Source organism: Prauserella sp. PE36, assembly GCF_003311655.1.
GTDB classification, from domain to species: Bacteria; Actinomycetota; Actinomycetes; order Mycobacteriales; family Pseudonocardiaceae; genus Prauserella_A; species Prauserella_A endophytica.
The window spans coordinates 88,717-106,967 of the sequence record NZ_QEQT01000110.1; the positions used below are offsets into that span (position 1 = coordinate 88,717).

Sequence of the window (18,251 nt, forward strand, 5' to 3'; positions counted from 1 at the left end):
GGAGGTCGCCTTTCACCGGCGGCCTCCCCCATCGGGCGAGAACAAGATCACGAACGTACCCTGATCGGCGGTACCGCCACGAGCGGCCTCGCCGCTCGCTGACCCGTTCCAGCAGGAAGACCTCCATGCTCGCCTACTCCTTGCGCCGACTGCTGATCTCGGTGCCGATCTTCATCGCCTCGACTTTCGTCGTCTTCCTGATGGCGGCGCTGTCGGGCAACCCGCTCAACCGGCTCCTCGCGATCAGCCCGCCGCCCCCACCACAGACCATCGAGGCCGAGCGCGTGCGCCTGCACCTCGACCAGCCCATCTTCGAGCGCTACTGGAACTGGCTCACCGGCCTCTTCCGGGGCGACTTCGGCCCCTCCGTCGAATCGACGATGGACATCGGCAACGAGGTGATGAGCCGCTACCTGGTCACGCTGCGCCTCGTGCTGCTCGCCATGCTCCTCGCGCTGATCCTCGCCATCATCGCCGGTGTCGTGAGCGCCGTGAAGCAGTACTCCGGCATCGACTACACCTTCACCTTCATCGGCTTCCTCTTCCTCGCGATGCCCACCTTCTGGTTCGCGATCCTGCTGAAGGAAGCCGGCATCAGCTTCAACAACGCCGTCGGCGAGCAGGTGCTGTTCACCATCGGGGACAGTTCCGTGTACGTGGCGGGCGGTGCCTGGGACAAAGTGCTCGACACGGCGGGGCACATGGTCCTGCCGACGATCTCGCTGGCGCTGCTGTCCTTCGCGGCCTGGAGCCGGTTCCAGCGCGCCGCGATGCTCGAAGTGCTCAACAGCGACTACGTGCGGCTGGCCAGGGCCAAGGGCCTGCGGCGGGGGCAGGTGATGCGCAAGCACGCGCTGCGCACCGCGCTCATCCCGCTCACCACCGTGACCGCGCTCGACCTCGGCTCGATCATCTCCGGCGCCGTCGTGACCGAGACGGTGTTCCAGTGGCAGGGAGCGGGCACGTTCCTGCTGGAGGCAATCCGCAAGGACGACGTCTATTCGATCATGGCGTGGCTCGTGATCTCGGCGACCGTCATCATCGTGCTCAATCTCGTCGCCGACCTGCTCTACGGCGTGCTCGACCCGAGGATCCGCTATGCCTGACAACACGAACAGCGACGTCTCCCCCGTGCCCACCAGGACGAGCGGACCCGAGAAGCGGACCCGCGTCGAACGCGAGTTCACCGTTGCCGAGCGCAGCCAGGCCCAGCTGGTCCTCCGCCGGTTCCTGCAGCACAAACTGGCTGTCGGCAGCCTGATCGTGCTGATCCTGATCATCCTGCTCGCCTTCGTCGGCGGCTGGCTGTGGAAGTACGGCGTCGAGGACCTCACCGGCGACCACTCGCAGCCGCCGTCGTGGGAACACCCGTTCGGCACCGACGCGATCGGGCACGACAGCTTCGCCCAGGTGCTGCGGGGCACGCAGATTTCGATCGGCATCGCCGTGCTCGTGGCATTGTTCGCCACGATCGTCGGCACCATCTGGGGCGCGGTGGCCGGCTTCTACCGCGGCTGGGTCGACACGGTGCTCATGCGCGTCGCCGACCTGGTGCTCACCCTGCCGCTGCTCGCGGTCGCCGCCGTGCTCGGGCACAACACCCAGGGCACGTGGTGGCTCATCGCGGTCGTGATCGCAGGCCTCTACTGGGCCTACGTCTCGCGCGTCGCCCGTGGCGTGGTGCTCTCCCTGCGGGAGAAGGAGTTCATCGAGGCCGCGAAGGCGCTCGGCGCCACCGACGCCCGGATCATCTTCCGCCACCTGGTGCCCAACGCGCTCGGCTCCGTGATCGTGAACGCGACGGTGCTCGTGGCCATCGCGATCCTGATCGAGACGTCGCTGTCGTTCCTCGGCTTCGGCGTCCGGCCGCCGGACACCTCGCTCGGCCTGCTCGTCAGCCAGAACCAGACCGCGGTGTCGACGCGGCCCTGGCTGTTCTACTTCCCGGGCCTGTTCATCATCCTGATCGCGCTGACGATCAACTTCATCGGGGACGGACTGCGGGACGCGTTCGACCCCCAGCAGACGAAGGTACGCGCATGACCCCCACAGACCCCACTGCGACGACGGGCGACACCGTCCTCGAGGTGGAGGACCTGACCGTGCAGTTCCCGACCGACGAGGGCCTGGTCCAGGCCGTCCGCGGTGTCAGCTACGAGCTGCGCCGGGGCGAGGTGCTCGGCATCGTCGGCGAGTCGGGCTCCGGCAAGTCGGTGACGTCGCTGGCCGTGATGGGCCTGCTGCCCAAGACGGCCCGCGTGTCCGGCTCCGTGCGGTTCAACGGCCGGGAGCTGCTCGAGTCCGGCGACAAGGAGCTCTCCCGGGTCCGGGGCAGGGGCATCTCCATGGTCTTCCAGGACCCGATGACCTCGCTGAACCCGGTCTACACCATCGGCGACCAGATCGCCGAGACCCTCCTGGTGCACAACGACATCACCAAGCAGGCGGCCCGCAAGCAGGCCGTGGAACTGCTGGAGACCGTGCACATCCCGAACCCGGAGCAGCGGGCGAAGGCGTACCCGCACGAGCTGTCGGGCGGTATGCGGCAACGCGTGGTGATCGCGATCGCGATGGCCAACCAGCCGGACGTGATCATCGCCGACGAGCCGACCACCGCGCTCGACGTCACCGTGCAGGCGCAGATCCTGGAGGCGCTGCGGACCGCGCAGAACGAGACCGGCGCGGCGATGATTCTGATCACCCACGACCTCGGCGTGATCGCGGGCCAGGCCGACCGGGTCATGGTGATGTACGCGGGCAAGCCCGTGGAGAAGGGCACCGCCGACGAGGTGTTCTACACGCCGAGGATGCCCTACACCCTCGGCCTGCTCGGCAGCCTGCCCCGCCTCGACGTGAAGACCGACCGGCTCACTCCCATCGCGGGCGCGCCGCCCTCGGTGATCAACATGCCACCGGGCTGCCCGTTCAGCCCCCGGTGCCCGCTCGCGGAGGACATCTGCGACCAGGAGGAGCCGTCACTGGAGCCCGGGTCGAACCCCGAGCACCTCGCGGCCTGCCATTTCAGCTACCGGGTCGAGGGCCACGAGCCTGCCGACCTGTTCCGGCAGGCGGCGGATGACCCGCTGCCGACCGGCGCGACCGAAGGAGAGGTCCGCGAATGACCGAGACGGCACTCGACGTGGAGTCGACGACCAGCCGGACGCCCGTGCTCTCGGCTCGCGACATCGTGAAGCACTTCCCCGTGCACGGCGGCGGGATCCTGCGGCGCAGGATCGGCGACGTGCACGCGGTGTGCGGCGTCTCGTTCGATCTCTATCCGAACGAGACACTGGGCCTCGTCGGTGAGTCCGGCTGCGGGAAGTCCACCACCGCGCGCGTGGTGCTGAACCTGCAGCCCGCGACCGCCGGTGAGGTCTCCTTCGAGGGCCAGAACCTGAACAGCCTCGGCGGCAAGGAGATGCGGCGGCTGCGCCGGAGTATGCAGATCGTGTTCCAGGACCCGTACGCCTCGCTCGACCCGAGGATCCCGGTCAACGAGATCATCGCCGAGCCGCTGCGGATCCACGGGCTCTACGAGAACGGCGGCAAGGAGCGCGTGCGTGAGCTGCTGGCCACCGTTGGCCTGCGCCCGGAGCACGGCAACCGCTTCCCGCACGAGTTCTCCGGTGGACAGCGCCAGCGCATCGGCGTCGCGCGGGCGCTCGCGCTGGAGCCGAAGGTGCTGGTGCTCGACGAGCCGGTGTCCGCTTTGGACGTGTCCATTCAGGCCGGTGTGCTGAACCTGTTGCAGGACCTGCAGGCCGAGCTCGGACTGTCCTACCTGTTCGTGTCCCACGACCTGTCGGTGGTGCGGCACGTGGCCGATCGCATCGCGGTGATGTACCTCGGCCGGATCGTGGAGATCGCCCCGGCCGAGCAGCTGTTCGAGCGGCCGGCACACCCGTACACGCAGGCGCTCATCTCGGCGATCCCGGTGCCGGACCCGCGCAAGGAGCGCACCCGGCAGCGGATCGTCATCACCGGTGACGTGCCGAGCCCGGCCAACCCACCGAGCGGCTGCCGGTTCCGCACGCGCTGCCCGAAGTTCGCGAACGAGCTGAGCGAGGGCGAGCGCAAGCTGTGCGTCGACGAGGTGCCGGAGCTGGTCGACCGCGGCCAGGGCCACCCATCGGCCTGCCACTACGCGGAATCCGCCCAGCTCCTCTGAGGCTCCCCCCAACGGCCCCCAAGGCCACCTTTGTTGCGTTGAACGCAACAAAGGTGGCCTTGGGGGCCTCTGCGCATGCCTTTAGCGGGGGGCGCGGGTCCAGTTGACGGCGTTGGAGAAGGGGCCCGCCATGGCGGGGCCCGCGGTCACGCCGGACACGGTGGTACCGATCGCCATCGTGTCGGCGAGCTGGAAGAGCGGGATCGACACGTTGCTCTGCCACAGCGCCGGTTCCACCGAGGCGAGGCTGTCCCGCAGCGGCTCGGCTCCGCTCAGCGCGGCGTCGATCGTCGGCTGGAGCACCTCGTCGCAGAACGCCGCCGTGTTGGCCGGCACCCGCGGCGCGGACTCGCCCTCCTGGTCGGCGTCCCAGCCGGGCGGGCAGCCGAAGGTCGACGCCAGCGTAGACGCGGGGTCGTAGCTCACCGGCTGCGGCGCCACCGCGATGTCCACCGCCACGTTGCCGTTGGGCGGCGGGGCAGGCGTCGTCGTGGTGGGCTCGGTGGTGGGTGTTTCGGCGCCCTCGGTGCCGTCCTCAGGCTCCTCCTCGGTGCCGCTCACCGGCGTCGGCAGCAGCGAGTTGAACAGCTCTCGGGCGGGCGGGTTCACGGTCGTCACCTCGACCCCCGCGGCGATCAGCTGTCTGCTCAGCTCCCTCGCGATGCTCGCGTACGGCTCCTGCTGGCCCGGCGAGGCGACCACGATCGACAGCGGCACGCCCTCGCGGGTCCAGGTGCCCGCCTCCCGCGTGTACCCGGCCGCGGTGAGCAGTTGCTCCGCCTTGCGCGGCGAGGGCGTCAGCGGCGAGCCTGACCGCGGGATCGTGGGCTGGTAGTCCTTGGCCGACGGCGGGAGCACGTGCGCACCGGCCCGCAACTGCTCGGAGGGACCGCCGCGCGTGCCCTCGGCGATCAGCTTCTCGCGGTCGAGCAGCGCGGCGATGCCCGCGCGCACCTGGTCGTCGGCCAGCACGCCAACGGGCCGCAGCAGCGTCGAGGCGAGGTACGGCCTGGCGACGGTGTGCAGCTCGACGTCCTTGCCCAGCTCGGAGAACAGGTCCAGCCCCGTCGCGTCGGTGCCTGCGAGCGCGAACTGGTCGTTGCCGCTGCGCAGCGCCGCGACCATGCCGGAGTGGTCGGAGCTGCGCAGCACGATCCGGTCGACCGCGGCGGGCTTCTCCCAGTACCGCTCGTTGCGTTCCAGCACGATCTCGCCGCGCTCCTTGTCGAGCGTCTTGATCGAGAACGGCCCGCCGTAGGCGGGGAAGCTGTCCGCGAGCGCGCCCCGCCAGCCGCCGGGGGCGTCCTTGAGCAGGTGCGAGGGCAGCAGGTTGTCGAACAGGGTCTGCCAGCCCGGGTACGGCTCGCTGAACGTCACGTCGAGCCGCTTGCCGCCCGCGCCAGGCTGGATGCCGGTGATCAGCCGGTAACCGGCCGCGTCGGCGACTCCCGGCTGGTTCTTCATCGCGTCGGCGAGGTAGGCGAAGTCCTCCACGGCGATGGGCGCGCCGTCGGACCAGGACGCCTCGGGCCGGATCTGGTAGGAGACCGTGAACGGCTCCTGCGAGGTCACCTCGGCCGAGGTCATCAGGCTCTCGTCGAGCTCGAGCGCGCCGTCCTCGGCGGGCCGGAACACCGACGGCAGCAGCATCTGCGACAGCGCCGAGGTGACCGTGGAGAGGTCGGCCAGGTTGTGCGGGTTGTACCCGCCCGTGATGTCGTCGAGGCTCACCACGATCTGCGAGGGCGTCTCGGCCGGAGGTGTGGACGTCGCCGCGACGGGCGAGCTGACCACGGGTGGCGGCGGGGTGTTGGTGCACGCCGCGAGCACAGCGGTCACCAGCGCGAACACGAGCGCCAGCAACCGCACTCTCGCTCTCCCGCCAGTCGCGCGCACGCCGCAGCCCCTCCTGCTCGTCGAACCTGTCGTGATCGGCACCCTCAGCACTGCCGGAACCAGAAGACTGCCAGACCGGACGTCAAGCCGAGGTACTGGACCAGATACCGCCACCTGGGTGAGGCATGATCCAACCACGCGGTTCCCGGCACGCCGGGATCGGGCCGCGCGTCAGGCGTTCTTGTCGCGGCTCTTCGCGCGCGAACGTTCCTTGGCCCGCTGCGACACGTCCAGGGTGACCTTGCGCACCCGCACCACGTTCGGAGCCACCTCGACACACTCGTCGACGGAACAGAACTCCAGCGCCTCCTCCAGGCCCAGCTTGCGCGGGCGGGCGAGGCGCTCCAGCTCGTCACCGGTCGACGACCGCATGTTGGTGAGCTTCTTCTCCTTGGTGATGTTGATGTCGAGGTCCTCGGCTCGCGGGTTCTCACCCACGACCATGCCCTCGTACGCCTCGGCGCCCGGCTCCACGAAGAACGTGCCGCGGTCGGCCAGCTGCAGCATCGCGTAGCTGGTGATCGGACCCGACCGGTCGGCGACCAGCGAGCCGCTGTGGCGCGTGCGGATCTCGCCCGCCCACGGGAAGTAGCCCTCGAACACGTGGTTGGCGATGCCGGTGCCGCGCGTCTCGGTGAGGAAGTCGGTGCGGAAGCCGATGAGGCCACGCGCGGGCAGCACGTACTCGAGCTTGATGCGGCCGGTGCCGTGGCCGTCCAGCTGCTCCATGCGGCCCTTGCGGGACGCGAGCAGCTGCGTGATGGCGCCCATGTGCTCCTCGGGCGCGTCAACGTAGAGCCGCTCGAACGGCTCGTGCAGCTTGCCGTCGATGATGCGCGTGACCACCTGCGGCTTGCCGACGGTCAGCTCGAAGCCCTCGCGGCGCATCTGCTCGACGAGGATCGCGAGCGCGAGCTCGCCGCGGCCCTGGACCTCCCACGCGTCGGGACGCTCGGTGGGCAGCACGCGGATGCTCACGTTGCCGACCAGCTCGGCGTCGAGCCGCGCCTTGACCATGCGGGCGGTGAGCTTGTCGCCACCACCGCGGCCGGCCAGTGGCGAGGTGTTGACGCCGATCGTCATCGAGATCGCCGGCTCGTCGACCGTGATCCTCGGAAGCGGCTCGGGGTCGTCGACGTCGGCGAGGGTGTCGCCGATGGTGATGTCCGGGATGCCCGCGATGGCCACCAGGTCACCCGCGCTGGCCTCCTGCGCGGGCACGCGCGTGAGGGCCTCGGTGACCAGCAGCTCGGAGATGCGCACGGACTGGGCGGAGCCGTCCTCACGCAGCCACGCGACGGTCTGGCCCTTGCGCAGCTTGCCCGCGTGGATGCGGACCAGGGCGATGCGGCCGAGGAAGCTCGACGCGTCGAGGTTGGTGACCAGCGCGCGCAGCGGGGCCTCGGGGTCGGCGGTGGGCGGCGGGATGTGGTTGAGCAGCACCTCGAACAGCGGGTCGAGGTTCTCACTGTCGGGCACGGCACCGTCGGCGGGCTGCTCCAGGCTGGCCCTGCCGTCGCGCGCGGCGGCGTAGACCACCGGAAGGTCGAGCACCGCGTCGAGATCGGCGTCCTCGATGTCCGAGGCCAGGTCCAGCAGCAGGTCGTGGGTCTCCTCGACGACCTCGGCGATGCGCGCGTCGGCGCGGTCGACCTTGTTCACCACGAGGATCACGGGCAGGCCGGCCTGCAGCGTCTTGCGCAGCACGAACCGGGTCTGCGGCAGCGGGCCCTCGCTGGCGTCCACCAGCAGCACGACGCCGTCCACCATCGAGAGGCCGCGCTCGACCTCGCCGCCGAAGTCGGCGTGGCCGGGGGTGTCGATGACGTTGATGGTCACCGCGCCGTCGGGCGTCTGCCTGCGGATGGCGGTGTTCTTCGCCAGGATCGTGATGCCCTTTTCCCGCTCCAGCTCACCGGAGTCCATGACGCGGTCGACGGGCTCGGCGCGTTCGGTGAACGCGCCGGACTGCCGGAGCATGGCGTCGACCAGGGTCGTCTTGCCGTGGTCGACATGTGCCACGATGGCAATGTTTCGGAGGTCCGTGCGGACCTTCTCGGCGGTGACTGCGGGCACGCGTCGACTCCTGTGGGAAGAGAACGGGGGCGGCCATCGGCTCTCGAGGCCAACGATGGTCGTCTCCAGGATAGCCGGGCTACCATTGTGCCCAGCGCCACACCTCGATCAAGGATAGGCTCACCTAACCTGACTTGAGGAATCGACCGGCGTGGAGTGTGATCCGTGGGCAAGAAGCACGGGGGCGATGACGACCCCAAGGCCGTCGTCCGCAAGCTGATCAAGTCGGGCAAGGTCAAGAAGAAGTGCTGCAAGTCCAAGCCGCGCTGCAAGAAGTGTCCTGTGCTCGCGTTGAAGAAGGCCAAGGCCGACATCACCAAGGCCGCGTGAGAACGGCGCGCTAGCGCGGGATGGCCTCGTTGAGCAGGCGTAGCTCGGGGCAGGTCCGGGTGGCCGAGAACTCCACCACCTCGTAGTGGGCCAGGTGGCTGGCCGCCAGCGGGTCCGTGGCGAGTATCGCGTCGAGCTTCAGCCGGGCCATCGGCCTTGCGATCATCACCTCACCGAGGTGCAGGTCCCTGCGGCCCGAGGCCAGCAGGTGGTTGTGGTCGTACTGCCTCGCGACCCACTCGACGTGGTCTGGCAGCACGTAGTCGATCTCCGGCAGGGGCGCGGTGTACGTGAGCAGCACGACATACATATCCTCACGGTAAGCCCGCAGGCCCTCGGTGATACCTGTTAACCGCCCGTTGACCTGCGTTTTCGATCATGCGGACCCGGTGTCGCGCAACAACTTCTCCAGCTCGGGCACCAGCACGCGGTCGGCGGGCAGCCAGTCGAGGCCGGCCACGTCCGAGGTGCCCACCCAGCGCAGCGCCCTGTGCTCGACGGCGTGCGGCCGCGCCGACGGCTCGGCGAGCGTCGCCGCGAAGATCCGCAGCACCTTCCCTCCCGGCAACGGCACGTCGGCGCCGACGCGCTCGCCCACCTCCACCGCGACGCCCAGCTCCTCGGCGCACTCCCGGCGCACGGCGGCCTCCTCCGGCTCGCCCTCCTCGACCCGGCCGCCGGGCAGCTCCCACAGCCCCGCCGCCTCCTCCGGGTACGCGCGCTGCTGGGCGAGCAGCGCACCGTCACGGACGATGGCGGCTCCGACGATCACCACGGGCTTCACGCCGGAGGACGTTAGCGTGCGTGCCTGCGCCAGCTCACCTGGAACCGGGCGCCGCCGTCCGGCGACTCCCCCACCGTCACCCGTCCGCCGCGCCTGCGCGCGGCCTCGGCCACCATCGCCAGGCCCAGCCCGCTGCCGCCGGACGTGCGCGCGCGGTCGTCGGACACCCGGTAGAACCGGTCGAACACCCGCTCACGGTGCTCCGCCGCGATGCCGGGTCCGTCGTCGTCCACCACCACGCGCACGCGGGAGCGCGAGGCGAGCACGGACACCACGATCTGTGAGTCGGCGTAGCGGCACGCGTTGCGCAGCAGGTTGTTGAGCACGAGCTCCACCTCGGCGTGCGTGGCGAGTGCCCACGCCTGCGGCACCACGGCGCTCACCCGCACCGACGGCGAGCCATGGGGCAGCCTGGCCACGGCGTCGCGCGCCTCGGTGACCAGCTCGACGGGCTCGGCGGGCGGCACCTCGCCCGCGTCGGAACGCGCGAGCGCGAGCAGGCCGTCGAGCAGCGCGGAGAGGCGCTCGGCCTCCTCCAGGATGTCGCTGAGCGTCTCCTGCGCCAGGTCGGGATCGGGGTTGGTGACGGCCACCTCCGCCTGCACCCGGATCGACGCAACGGGTGAGCGCAGCTCGTGCGCGGCGTCGCCGGTGAAGCGACGCAGCCGCTCGCTGATCTCCTCCTGCCTCGCCAGCAGCGCGTTGAAGTCCGAAGCGAGAGCGCGCAGCTCGTCGTGCGCCTCCGGCAGTGGGAGCCTGCCGCCCGGCGGCAGGTCCTTCGCCGAGCGGCGCATCCGACCGACGGGGCGCAGCGCCGAGCGCACCCCGAGCCACGTCGCGAGCGTCGCTACGAGCGCCCCGACCAGCGCCACGAGCAGCAGCCAGCGCGCGCCGTTCGTCTTGGCCGCCTCCGAGCCCACCATCGCCGTGCCGACCGCCACGAGCCGTTGCGAGCCATCCGGTGCCGTCACCACGGCGCCGAGCCAGCGCAGCTTGGTGGTGACCTCACCGGTGAACTCGGTGCTCACCGGCAGCCCGGCCTTCAGCGCGCTCACGTCCCCGGCGTCGAGCCGCACCGGCTCTCCCCCGTCCACCGGGGCGCCCGCGGTGTCGAGCACGCGCACGTCGATGCCCTCGGGAGCGCTGGGCACCCTGCCCCGCTCGACCGTCGTGCTCGCGGTGTCGAGCGCCGCGTGCAGCTCCGCGTCGACGGAGTTCACCAGCAGCGGGCCGAGCGCCTTGCCCGCGAGCAACGCCAGCCCGAAGAGCAACGCCAGCGTGATCGTGGTGGCCACGAGGGTGATCCGGAACCGCAGCGTCCGCCGCAGCCACCAGCGGCGTGGAGAGATCACCCCGTGGTCACTTGGTCGAGCTCCGGGTCGGACGCGACGTAGCCGTGTCCGCGCACGGTACGGACGAACGCACCGGCACCCGCGGCGTCGAGCTTGCGCCGCACGTAGCCGACATACACCTCGACGACGTTGCGGGTGGCCGCCTGCTCGTCGCCCCAGACGGCCCGCAGCAGCTCGTCCTTGGTCACCACCGTGCCCGCCCGCCCGGCGAGCACCTCCAGCAGCGCGAACTCCCTCGGGCTCAGCGCCACCGGATCGTCGTGCCAGCGCACCTCGCGCGCTGCCCGGTCCACAGTCAGCCCGCCGATCCGCAGCAGCCCGCGCACACCCTGCGCGGCGGCCCTGCGCAGCACCGCCCGCACCTGCGCGACGAGCACGACGAACGAGAACGGCTTCACCAGGTAGCCGTCGGCGCCGAGATCCAGACCGTCGGCCTGGTCGACCTCGCCGTCCTTCGCGGAGATCAGCAGCACCGGCGTGTGCACTCCCTGCGCACGCAGCGCCTGCAGCACGCGGTAGCCCGAGAGCCCGGGCAGCATGATGTCGAGCAGCAGCACGTCGAAGGCGCCGGTCTGGGCCAGCCGCAGCGCGCTCGGCCCGTCCGCCGCCGTGACGACGTCCATGCCTTCGGCGCCGAGCCCCCGCTGCAGCGCCTTGCGCACACCGGGCTCGTCGTCGACCACCAGAACTCGAGGCTTCACGCTCTCAGGATGCCGGTTTACGCGGTCCCGTGCGCGTGCTCTCAGCCGGTTCTCAGCATCTCAGGCCGGTCTCAGTGCGTGAAGCGCAGGCTCGGTGGCGGAAAAAGGGGCACACTTTACGTTGACCACAGGAGGGGCAGTGAACCCGAAGAAGCGAGCAGTGACCGTCGCCGTGGCAGGCACCGCGATCGGGGCGGCGGGGCTGGCCGTCATGGCGATGCCGGCCGGTGCGGGGGAGGCGCCGGAGCTCCCACCGGTCAGCGCGCAGGAACTGGTCAGCTCCGTGCTGCGGGCCGACATTCCCGCGCTGGCGGGCAACGTTCGGATCGAGAACGACCTCGGCCTGCCGTCGATGCCGGGACTGCCGGTGCTCGACGTCGAGTCGGCCCGGGTCTACCACGACGGTGACGAGGGCAGCCGCATCGCGCTGGAACAGGGCAGCAGCGAGCTGACGGTGGTGCAGAACGGCGGCACCGTGTGGTCCTACGACTCCGCGGAGAACTCCGCGACGAAGCTGACGGTGCCCGCCGAGACGCGGGAGCACCGGGCACACGCACAGGAAGGGTTCTCGGACCCGACGTCGGCGGCGGGACAGCTGCTGGACTACGTGCGGCAGAGCAGCACGGTCAGCGTGGACGGCACCGCATCGGTCGCCGACCGCCCCGCCTACGAGCTGGTGCTCACGCCGAAGCCGTCGGAGCGCACGCTCCTGCGGGAGGTGCGGATCGCGGTCGACTCCGAGACCCGCGTGCCGCTGCGGATGTCGGTGCTGACCAACGGCACCACCGAGCCCGCGCTGGAGATCGGCTTCACCGACATCGACTTCGGGCAGCAGCCTGCGAACCTGTTCCAGTTCACGCCCCCGCAGGGCGCGACGGTGACCGAGGAGCGGCCGCGGGCCCACGACGAGCGGATGCCGGCCGGCGCGATCGGCGAGTTCTCCGGTGAGGGCTGGGACACCGTGTACACCGGCACCGTGCCCGCCGATCTCACGGCCGCGCAGGACACCGAGGGCCGCGACGTGCAGAGCCTGCTCGACCGGCTCGGCAAGCGCGTGAGCGGTGACTTCGGCTCCGGCTACGCGATCGAGACCAAGGTGGGCACCGCGATCGTCACCGACGACGGCCGCTTCGCGGTCGGCGCCGTGCCCCAGCAGGTGCTCACGGACGCGCTGGCGCAACGGTGAGCACGTCCACCCAGGTCACCGGTGTGGACGTCGCAGAGGCGGCGTCCACACCGCCCGTGCCGTTGGCCGCGCGAACGAGGGGGCTGCGCAAGCTGTACGGCCGCACGGTCGCGGTGGACCACGTGGACCTCGACGTCCCCGAGGGCGCGGTGCTCGGCATGCTGGGCCCCAACGGCTCCGGCAAGACCACCACCATCCGCATGCTGCTCGGGCTCGTCCGGCCGACCGCGGGGCAGGTCAGCCTGCTCGGCCACCCGGTCCCCGAACAGGCCGGGCACGCGCTGCCGGACGTCGGCGCGCTCGTGGAGGGGCCCGGTTTCCACCCGTTCCTCTCCGGCCGGGAGAACCTGCTGCGCATGGCGGCGGCGGAACCGCGACTGGCCACATCGGACATCGCGGGCGCCGTGGCCGACGCGCTGGAGCGGGTCGGTCTCGCCGACGCGGCGAACCGCCGTTACCGCGGCTATTCGCTGGGCATGAAGCAGCGGCTGGGTCTTGCCGGAGCGCTGCTCGTGCCGAGGCGCATGGTGGTGCTCGACGAGCCGACCAACGGGCTCGACCCGGCGGGCACCCGTGAGGTGCGCGCGATCATCGCCGAGCTGCACGCGGCCGGGGTCACGGTGCTCGTCTCGTCGCACCTGCTGGCCGAGGTCGAGGCGACCTGCACCCACGTCGCCGTGCTGCAGGCGGGCAGCGTCGTGGCGCAGGGCGAGCTGGCCGAGCTGCTGGAGTCCGGCTCTCCCGCGCTGCTCGTGTCCACACCGGACGGCACCGCCGCGATGGAGGCGTTGCGGAGCAAGCGGATCCCGTCTCGGCTGACCCCGGGGGGCGTGCGGGTGGATCTCACCGCCACCACGCCGCCGGAGGTGGTCGCGGCCCTCGTGCACGCCGGGGTCGACGTGCACGAGGCGCGCCGGGACCGCACCGGGCTGGAGGACCTCTTCGCCCGGCTGACGCAGGAGCCACAGGGGGAGGTCAGGTCATGACCGAGGTCGCGACGGCTCCCGCCGTGCCGGTCGCCGGGCGCGCGCACGCGTCGCTCGCGCGGCTCGTGCGCGCCGAGCTGCGGTGGATCTTCCGCAGGCCGCGCACGCTCGTGGTGCTCGGTCTGCTCGCGGTGATCCCGGTGATCGTCGGGATCGCGCTGACGCTGGTCGACTCTCCCGGACCGCCGGGAGGCGGGGACGGCGGCGGGGAGTCCCTGCTCGCCACGGCGGGCGGCAACGCGCTCGTGCTGCCCATCGGCACGCTCGCGATGGCGCTGGGCCTGCTGCTGCCGCTGAGCGCGGCGATGGCAGGTGCCGACGCGCTGGCAGGTGAGAGCGCGCACGGCACGCTGCGCGGCTGGCTGCTGGGACCCGTGAGCCGGGGCAGGCTTCTGCTGGTCAAGTCCATCGGCATCGCGGTCTTCACGGTGACGGCCACGGTGGTGATGGCGTTGACCGGTGTGCTCACCGGGCTGGTGATCAACGGAACCGGCTCGCTGTTCACACTGTCGGGCACCACACTCTCGTTCCCCGCCGCCTTGCTCAAGGTCGCCATCGCCGCGGGCTGGGTCGCGCTGCAACTGTGGGCGGTGGGCGCGGTGGCGCTGGCGATCTCGGCGTGGACCGAGCACCCGATGGTGGTGCTCGCCTCCGTCCTCGGCGGCGTGATCGTGTTCTCGGTGCTCGGTCTGCTCGACGCGCTCGACTGGCTGCACCCGTTCCTGCTCAACCACTCCTGGACCGACCTCGGCGACGTGCTGCGCGACCCGATGCCGGGCGGAGCGCTGGCGGAGGGAGCCCTGCGGGCGGGGTGCTACATCGCGATCGCACTGTCGCTCGCCTACGCCCGCCTCAGCACCAAGGACGGCTGACCGGTGCGGCTGACCGCAGTAAAGGCCACCTTGCCTGCGCCCGCCCGTCTCCCTCCACCACCCAGACGGAGGTGCTCCGCGCCGCTGAGTCTGATTCAACGCAGTGAAGGTGGCCTTTACTGCGGCCGGGCTCATCTCTGCACCGCGTCGAAGCGGCGATCCGGCTCTACGACGCGGCGCCACCCGCGGGGCGCCCTACCTCGAGATGACCGCCACGCCGTCGGGGTCGAGCGCCAGCCGGACGCGTTCGCCTGCCCGCGCGGGCTCGGCCATCGGGGCCACCGCGTCCAGCGGCGCCGGTCCCATGTCCGGTCGCACCGAAAGGCGCACGTGATCGCGCCGGTGCACCCTGCTCAGCACCTCGGCGCCCACCCCGTCGGCCGCCACCCGCACGGCGTTGGGCCGCAGGCCGAGTGACACCGCGCCGTCCGGCGCCCACGGCAGGCGCACCTCGCCCAGCGCGGAGGTGACGGTGCCGTTCGCGGCCTCGCCCGGCAGCACCGTCGTCACGCCGAGGAACCGGGCGACCCGCTCGTCGACCGGGCGGCGCCAGACGTCGAGCACGTCGCCGATCTGCTGGATCCGCCCGCCGTCGAGCACGGCGAGCCGGTCGGCGAGCGTCACCGCCTCCTCCTGGTCGTGGGTAACGAGCAGGGTCGTGATCTTGGCCTGACGCAGCACCTGGGCGAGGTCGAGGGCGAGCTGTTCGCGCAGCTCCGCGTCGAGCCCCGACAGTGGCTCGTCGAGCAACAGCAGCCTTGGCCTCGGCGCCAGCGCCCTCGCGAGCGCCACCCGCTGCGCCTCGCCACCCGAGAGCTCGGTGACCTTGCGCCGCTCGTAGCCCGTGAGCCCCACGAGCTCCAGCAACTCGCGCACCCGTTGCCGCTGCGCCGGCTTGGCGACGCCGTGCATGCGCAGGCCGAACGCGATGTTGGCCGCGACGTCGCGATGCGGGAACAGCTGCCCGTCCTGGAACACCAGTCCGAAGCCGCGCCGGTGCACGGGCACGCGCCCGAGATCGGCGCCGTCCCAGCGCACGGATCCGGTCGCCGCGGGCTCCAGGCCGGTGATCGCCCTCAGCAGCGTGGACTTGCCGGAGCCGGATGGCCCGAGCAGGGCCAGCACGTCACCGTCGGCGATCTCCAGCGCGGCGTCGCGCACGGCCGTGAACGACCCGTACGTCACCGTCAGCCCGTCGACCGTCAGCATCAGAACTCCCCTACCTGCGCCTGCGGCGCCCGCAACCGCTCGATCAACGTCGCCACGAGCACGGTCACCAGCATCAGCAACGTGCACGAGGCATAGGCCAGCTGGCTGTTCAGCTCGCCCGGCCTGCTCACGAGCGCCCCGATCGCCACCGGCAGCGTCGGGGCGTCGGGCCTGGCGAGGAAGCTCGTCGCGCCGAACTCGCCCAGCGCCACGACGTAGCCGAACGCGGCGGCCGCGGCGAGCGAGCGGGCCGCCAGCGGGAGGTCGATCTCGCGCCACACCCGGGCCGGTCTCGCTCCGAGCGTCGCCGCGGCCTGGCGCAGGCGCTCGTCCACCGATCGCAGCACCGGCAGCACCATCCGCACCACGAGCGGGATGATCACCAACGCCTGCGCGAACGGCACGAGCAGTGGCGAGGTCCGCAGGTCACCGGGCAGTTCGCCGAGGGTGATCAGGTAACCGAAGCCGACCGTCACCGCCGACACCCCGAGCGGGAGCATCAGGGCGGCGTCCATGGCCTCGCCCGTCGCGCGCGCTCCCCGCCCCGGCGAGCGCCTCAGCGCCACGAGGGTCCCGGCGGCGAGCACGCCGATCACGAGCGCGAGCACGGTCGCGTCGGACGCCGTGCGCAGCGAGTTCAGCGCGGCGTCCCAGCCGGTGACGCCGAGCGTGCCGTCCTCACCGCTGCCCGCGAGCGCGCGGTAACCGGCAAGGCTCCAGCCGTCGCGTGAGGACACCGACCGCAGCACGAGCGCGACGATCGGTGCCAGCAGCAGTGCGAGCACCCCGAACGCCGCTCCGACGACCCACCACTCGCGACCCTCCGGGCGGCGCGCCGTCTCGGCCTTCGACCGCAGCCGCACCGCGGTCTCCCTGCGCCTGCGCGCCAGCGCCCCGATGGCCAGCGCGGCGAGCACGGCGGCCAGTTGGACGAGCGATAGCGCGGCGGCGCCGGAGAGGTCGAGCAGGTTCACCGTGCGCAGGTAGATCTCGGTCTCCAGCGTGCGGTAGCGCGACCCGCCGAGCATGAGGACGACACCGAAGCTGGTGGCGCAGAAGAGGAACACCACCGCGGCCGCCGACGCGACGGCCGGAGCGAGCGCAGGCAGCGTGACCGTGCGGAACGCCCGCCACGGCGACGCGCCGAGCGCCCTCGCCGCGTCCTCGGCCCGCCGGTCGAGGTGCGCCCACAGGCCGCCGACCGTGCGCGCTACCACGGCGACGTTGAAGAACGCGTTGGCCAGCACGATCGTGGTCACTCCGCCGTCCGGCCAGAGCGCCCGGAACGCGAGCCCCACCACCACGGTCGGCAGCACGAAGGGCACGAGCACGAACGTGCGGACCAGCGCCGTCCCAGGCAGGCGCACGCGCGCCAGCAGGAAGGCGACGGGGAAGCCGAGGACGACGGCGACCACGGTCGCGGCGGCCGCCTGCGCCACGGTGAACGCGGCGAGCTGCCACGTCTGCGCCTCGACGAGTGCCTTGGCGACGCCGCCGTCGGTGAAGCCGAGCCGCAGGATCGCCACGACCGGCCACGCGAAGAAGACCACGAGGAACGCGATGGGCACCACCGCGAGCGCCGTGACGCCCGCGGCCGAGGTTCGCGGACCCGCGCGGAGTCCTGGCCTTCCTAGCCTTCCAGCAGCGCGCGCCATTGCTCGATCCACCGCTCACGGCCCGCCTGCACCTGCTCGCCGGGCAGCGACGCGGGGTCCTCCGGCAGCGGCGCGGCCTGCGCCCAGCCGGACGGCAACGCCACACCCTCCCGCGCCGGGTAGACGTACATGTTCTCGGCGACCGTGGTCTGGAACTGCTGGGAGAGCAGGAAGTCGACGACCTTGCCGGCCTTGTCGGGGTGCTTGGCGCCCGCGAGCACCCCGGCGTACTCGACCTGCCGGTAGCACGTGTCGAGCAGAGCCTTGGTGCGCGGCTTGCCGTCGTCGCCGATCTCCGCGGCCGGCGAGGACGCGTACGACACCACGATCGGCCTCGGGCCCTGGCCCGAGGAGCCGGAGAACTCCTGCGTGTACGCCTCGGTCCAGCCGCTCACCACCTGCACGCCGTTGTCCCTCAGGCGCTGCCAGTACTCCGTCCAGCCCTGTTCGCCGTAACGGGCGACGGTCGCGAGCAGGAACGCGAGCCCTGGCGACGACGTCGCGGGGTTCTCCACCACCAGCAGGTCGCGGTACCTCGGGTCGGCGAGATCGTCGAACGTCGCGGGCTCCGGCAGGCCGCGCTCGGCGAACCACCCGGTGTCGATGTTCACGCACACGTCGCCGACGTCGACCGCGGAGAGCCGGTGCTGCGAGTCCACCGAGTACCGCTGCGGGCCGCGGTCGGCCTCCGGGCTGGTGTAGGGCTCGAAGACGTTCTCCGAGAGCGCGCGTGAGGCGAACGTCGAGTCGACGCCGTAGGCGACGTCGGCGATCGGGTTGGCCTTGGTGAGCACGAGCTTGTTGGTCAGCTCACCGGCGTCGCCCTCCTTCAGCACGCGGATGCGGATGCCGGACTGCCGCTCGAATGCGTCGAGCACCTCCTGCGGGGCCGCCCACGACTCGTGCGTGACGAGCGTGACCGTGGTGGGACCCTCGGCCTCCTGGTCGTCGTTCCCACCCGTCAGGGTGCAACCCGCGGTCAGCAGCCCGGCCAGTGACAGTGCGGCCGCCGCACGAAGGAACCTCATCAACCCTC

At 71.5% G+C, this 18,251-nt stretch carries 17 protein-coding genes; 8 read left to right on the forward strand and 9 right to left on the reverse strand.

Features of this window, described 5'->3' with window-relative positions:
- Window positions 1-125: 125 nt before the first annotated feature.
- The 4 genes from DI005_RS35700 to DI005_RS35715 are packed head-to-tail and all read left to right on the forward strand — an operon-like array spanning window position 126 to window position 4,168.
- Window positions 126-1,106 carry an ABC transporter permease gene (locus tag DI005_RS35700; RefSeq protein ID WP_113644975.1) on the forward strand — a complete coding sequence of 327 codons (981 nt, stop codon included), beginning with the start codon at window positions 126-128 and terminating at the stop codon, window positions 1,104-1,106.
- Window positions 1,099-2,043 carry an ABC transporter permease gene (locus tag DI005_RS35705; RefSeq protein WP_112270904.1) on the forward strand — a complete coding sequence of 315 codons (945 nt, stop codon included), beginning with the start codon at window positions 1,099-1,101 and terminating at the stop codon, window positions 2,041-2,043. The genes DI005_RS35700 and DI005_RS35705 overlap by 8 nt, the downstream gene beginning before the upstream one ends.
- Entirely contained in the window at window positions 2,040-3,122 is a 1,083-nt protein-coding gene (locus DI005_RS35710; RefSeq protein ID WP_112270902.1) for an ABC transporter ATP-binding protein, read from the forward strand. The genes DI005_RS35705 and DI005_RS35710 overlap by 4 nt, the downstream gene beginning before the upstream one ends.
- Window positions 3,119-4,168: an ABC transporter ATP-binding protein gene (locus DI005_RS35715; RefSeq protein WP_113644976.1), complete on the forward strand. Its 1,050-nt coding sequence runs from the start codon at window positions 3,119-3,121 to the stop codon at window positions 4,166-4,168. The genes DI005_RS35710 and DI005_RS35715 overlap by 4 nt, the downstream gene beginning before the upstream one ends.
- Before the next feature lie 81 nt (window positions 4,169-4,249).
- Here DI005_RS35715 and DI005_RS35720 read toward each other — a convergent pair whose 3' ends face one another.
- Window positions 4,250-6,037 carry an ABC transporter family substrate-binding protein gene (locus DI005_RS35720; RefSeq protein WP_233520433.1) on the reverse strand — a complete coding sequence of 596 codons (1,788 nt, stop codon included), beginning with the start codon at window positions 6,035-6,037 and terminating at the stop codon, window positions 4,250-4,252.
- A 198-nt stretch (window positions 6,038-6,235) separates the two neighbouring features.
- Window positions 6,236-8,140, reverse strand: coding sequence for a translational GTPase TypA (typA, locus tag DI005_RS35725; RefSeq protein ID WP_113644977.1), 1,905 nt, complete (start codon window positions 8,138-8,140; stop codon window positions 6,236-6,238).
- Between the two features lie 165 nt (window positions 8,141-8,305).
- Here typA and DI005_RS38800 point away from each other — a divergent pair, with 165 nt between their 5' ends.
- Window positions 8,306-8,470 (forward strand): hypothetical protein, encoded by a 165-nt coding sequence (locus tag DI005_RS38800; protein ID WP_199543505.1) that lies wholly within the window; start codon window positions 8,306-8,308, stop codon window positions 8,468-8,470.
- A gap of 10 nt (window positions 8,471-8,480) precedes the next feature.
- Here the strand turns inward: DI005_RS38800 and DI005_RS35730 are convergent, their stop codons facing one another.
- The 4 genes from DI005_RS35730 to DI005_RS35745 form a co-directional block, all read right to left on the reverse strand.
- A complete protein-coding gene (locus DI005_RS35730) occupies window positions 8,481-8,780 on the reverse strand; it encodes a YciI family protein (RefSeq protein ID WP_112270897.1) in 300 nt (99 codons plus the stop codon).
- A gap of 66 nt (window positions 8,781-8,846) precedes the next feature.
- On the reverse strand, window positions 8,847-9,254 hold the full coding sequence (locus DI005_RS35735) for a (deoxy)nucleoside triphosphate pyrophosphohydrolase (RefSeq protein ID WP_233520434.1): 408 nt from the start codon (window positions 9,252-9,254) through the stop codon (window positions 8,847-8,849).
- 11 nt (window positions 9,255-9,265) lie between these two features.
- On the reverse strand, window positions 9,266-10,606 hold the full coding sequence (locus tag DI005_RS35740; protein WP_113644978.1) for a cell wall metabolism sensor histidine kinase WalK: 1,341 nt from the start codon (window positions 10,604-10,606) through the stop codon (window positions 9,266-9,268).
- Window positions 10,603-11,307 carry a response regulator transcription factor gene (locus DI005_RS35745; RefSeq protein WP_112270895.1) on the reverse strand — a complete coding sequence of 235 codons (705 nt, stop codon included), beginning with the start codon at window positions 11,305-11,307 and terminating at the stop codon, window positions 10,603-10,605. The genes DI005_RS35740 and DI005_RS35745 overlap by 4 nt, the downstream gene beginning before the upstream one ends.
- A gap of 139 nt (window positions 11,308-11,446) precedes the next feature.
- Between DI005_RS35745 and DI005_RS35750 the strand changes: the two genes are divergently transcribed.
- The 3 genes from DI005_RS35750 to DI005_RS35760 are packed head-to-tail and all read left to right on the forward strand — an operon-like array spanning window position 11,447 to window position 14,351.
- Entirely contained in the window at window positions 11,447-12,493 is a 1,047-nt protein-coding gene (locus tag DI005_RS35750; protein WP_113644979.1) for an outer membrane lipoprotein carrier protein LolA, read from the forward strand.
- A complete protein-coding gene (locus tag DI005_RS35755) occupies window positions 12,490-13,479 on the forward strand; it encodes an ABC transporter ATP-binding protein (protein ID WP_113644980.1) in 990 nt (329 codons plus the stop codon). The genes DI005_RS35750 and DI005_RS35755 overlap by 4 nt, the downstream gene beginning before the upstream one ends.
- Window positions 13,476-14,351 carry an ABC transporter permease subunit gene (locus DI005_RS35760; protein ID WP_113644981.1) on the forward strand — a complete coding sequence of 292 codons (876 nt, stop codon included), beginning with the start codon at window positions 13,476-13,478 and terminating at the stop codon, window positions 14,349-14,351. Before DI005_RS35755 ends, DI005_RS35760 begins: the two co-directional genes overlap by 4 nt.
- A gap of 195 nt (window positions 14,352-14,546) precedes the next feature.
- Here DI005_RS35760 and DI005_RS35765 read toward each other — a convergent pair whose 3' ends face one another.
- From DI005_RS35765 to DI005_RS35775, 3 genes are read right to left on the reverse strand one after another with little or no spacing between them, the layout of a single operon-like run.
- Window positions 14,547-15,560, reverse strand: a complete 1,014-nt coding sequence (locus DI005_RS35765) for an ABC transporter ATP-binding protein (protein WP_112270891.1) — start codon at window positions 15,558-15,560, stop codon at window positions 14,547-14,549.
- A complete protein-coding gene (locus DI005_RS35770) occupies window positions 15,560-17,215 on the reverse strand; it encodes an iron ABC transporter permease (RefSeq protein WP_112270890.1) in 1,656 nt (551 codons plus the stop codon). The genes DI005_RS35765 and DI005_RS35770 overlap by 1 nt, the downstream gene beginning before the upstream one ends.
- The gene (locus DI005_RS35775; protein ID WP_113644982.1) at window positions 17,191-18,243 is read right to left on the reverse strand and encodes a thiamine ABC transporter substrate binding subunit; all 1,053 of its coding nucleotides are present in this window, start codon (window positions 18,241-18,243) and stop codon (window positions 17,191-17,193) included. The genes DI005_RS35770 and DI005_RS35775 overlap by 25 nt, the downstream gene beginning before the upstream one ends.
- Between the last annotated feature and the right edge of the window lie 8 nt (window positions 18,244-18,251).

Excerpts from the sequence above, each read along its gene's own strand:
- DI005_RS35710 (WP_112270902.1), top strand. The coding sequence starts at position 2,040 with ATGACCCCCACAGACCCCACTGCGACGACGGGCGACACCGTCCTCGAG.
- DI005_RS35760 (WP_113644981.1), top strand. The coding sequence starts at position 13,476 with ATGACCGAGGTCGCGACGGCTCCCGCCGTGCCGGTCGCCGGGCGCGCG.
- DI005_RS35730 (WP_112270897.1), bottom strand. The coding sequence starts at position 8,780 with ATGTATGTCGTGCTGCTCACGTACACCGCGCCCCTGCCGGAGATCGAC.
- DI005_RS35705 (WP_112270904.1), top strand. The coding sequence starts at position 1,099 with ATGCCTGACAACACGAACAGCGACGTCTCCCCCGTGCCCACCAGGACG.
- DI005_RS35765 (WP_112270891.1), bottom strand. The coding sequence starts at position 15,560 with ATGCTGACGGTCGACGGGCTGACGGTGACGTACGGGTCGTTCACGGCC.
- DI005_RS35775 (WP_113644982.1), bottom strand. The coding sequence starts at position 18,243 with ATGAGGTTCCTTCGTGCGGCGGCCGCACTGTCACTGGCCGGGCTGCTG.
- DI005_RS35700 (WP_113644975.1), top strand. The coding sequence starts at position 126 with ATGCTCGCCTACTCCTTGCGCCGACTGCTGATCTCGGTGCCGATCTTC.
- DI005_RS35715 (WP_113644976.1), top strand. The coding sequence starts at position 3,119 with ATGACCGAGACGGCACTCGACGTGGAGTCGACGACCAGCCGGACGCCC.
- DI005_RS35770 (WP_112270890.1), bottom strand. The coding sequence starts at position 17,215 with ATGGCGCGCGCTGCTGGAAGGCTAGGAAGGCCAGGACTCCGCGCGGGT.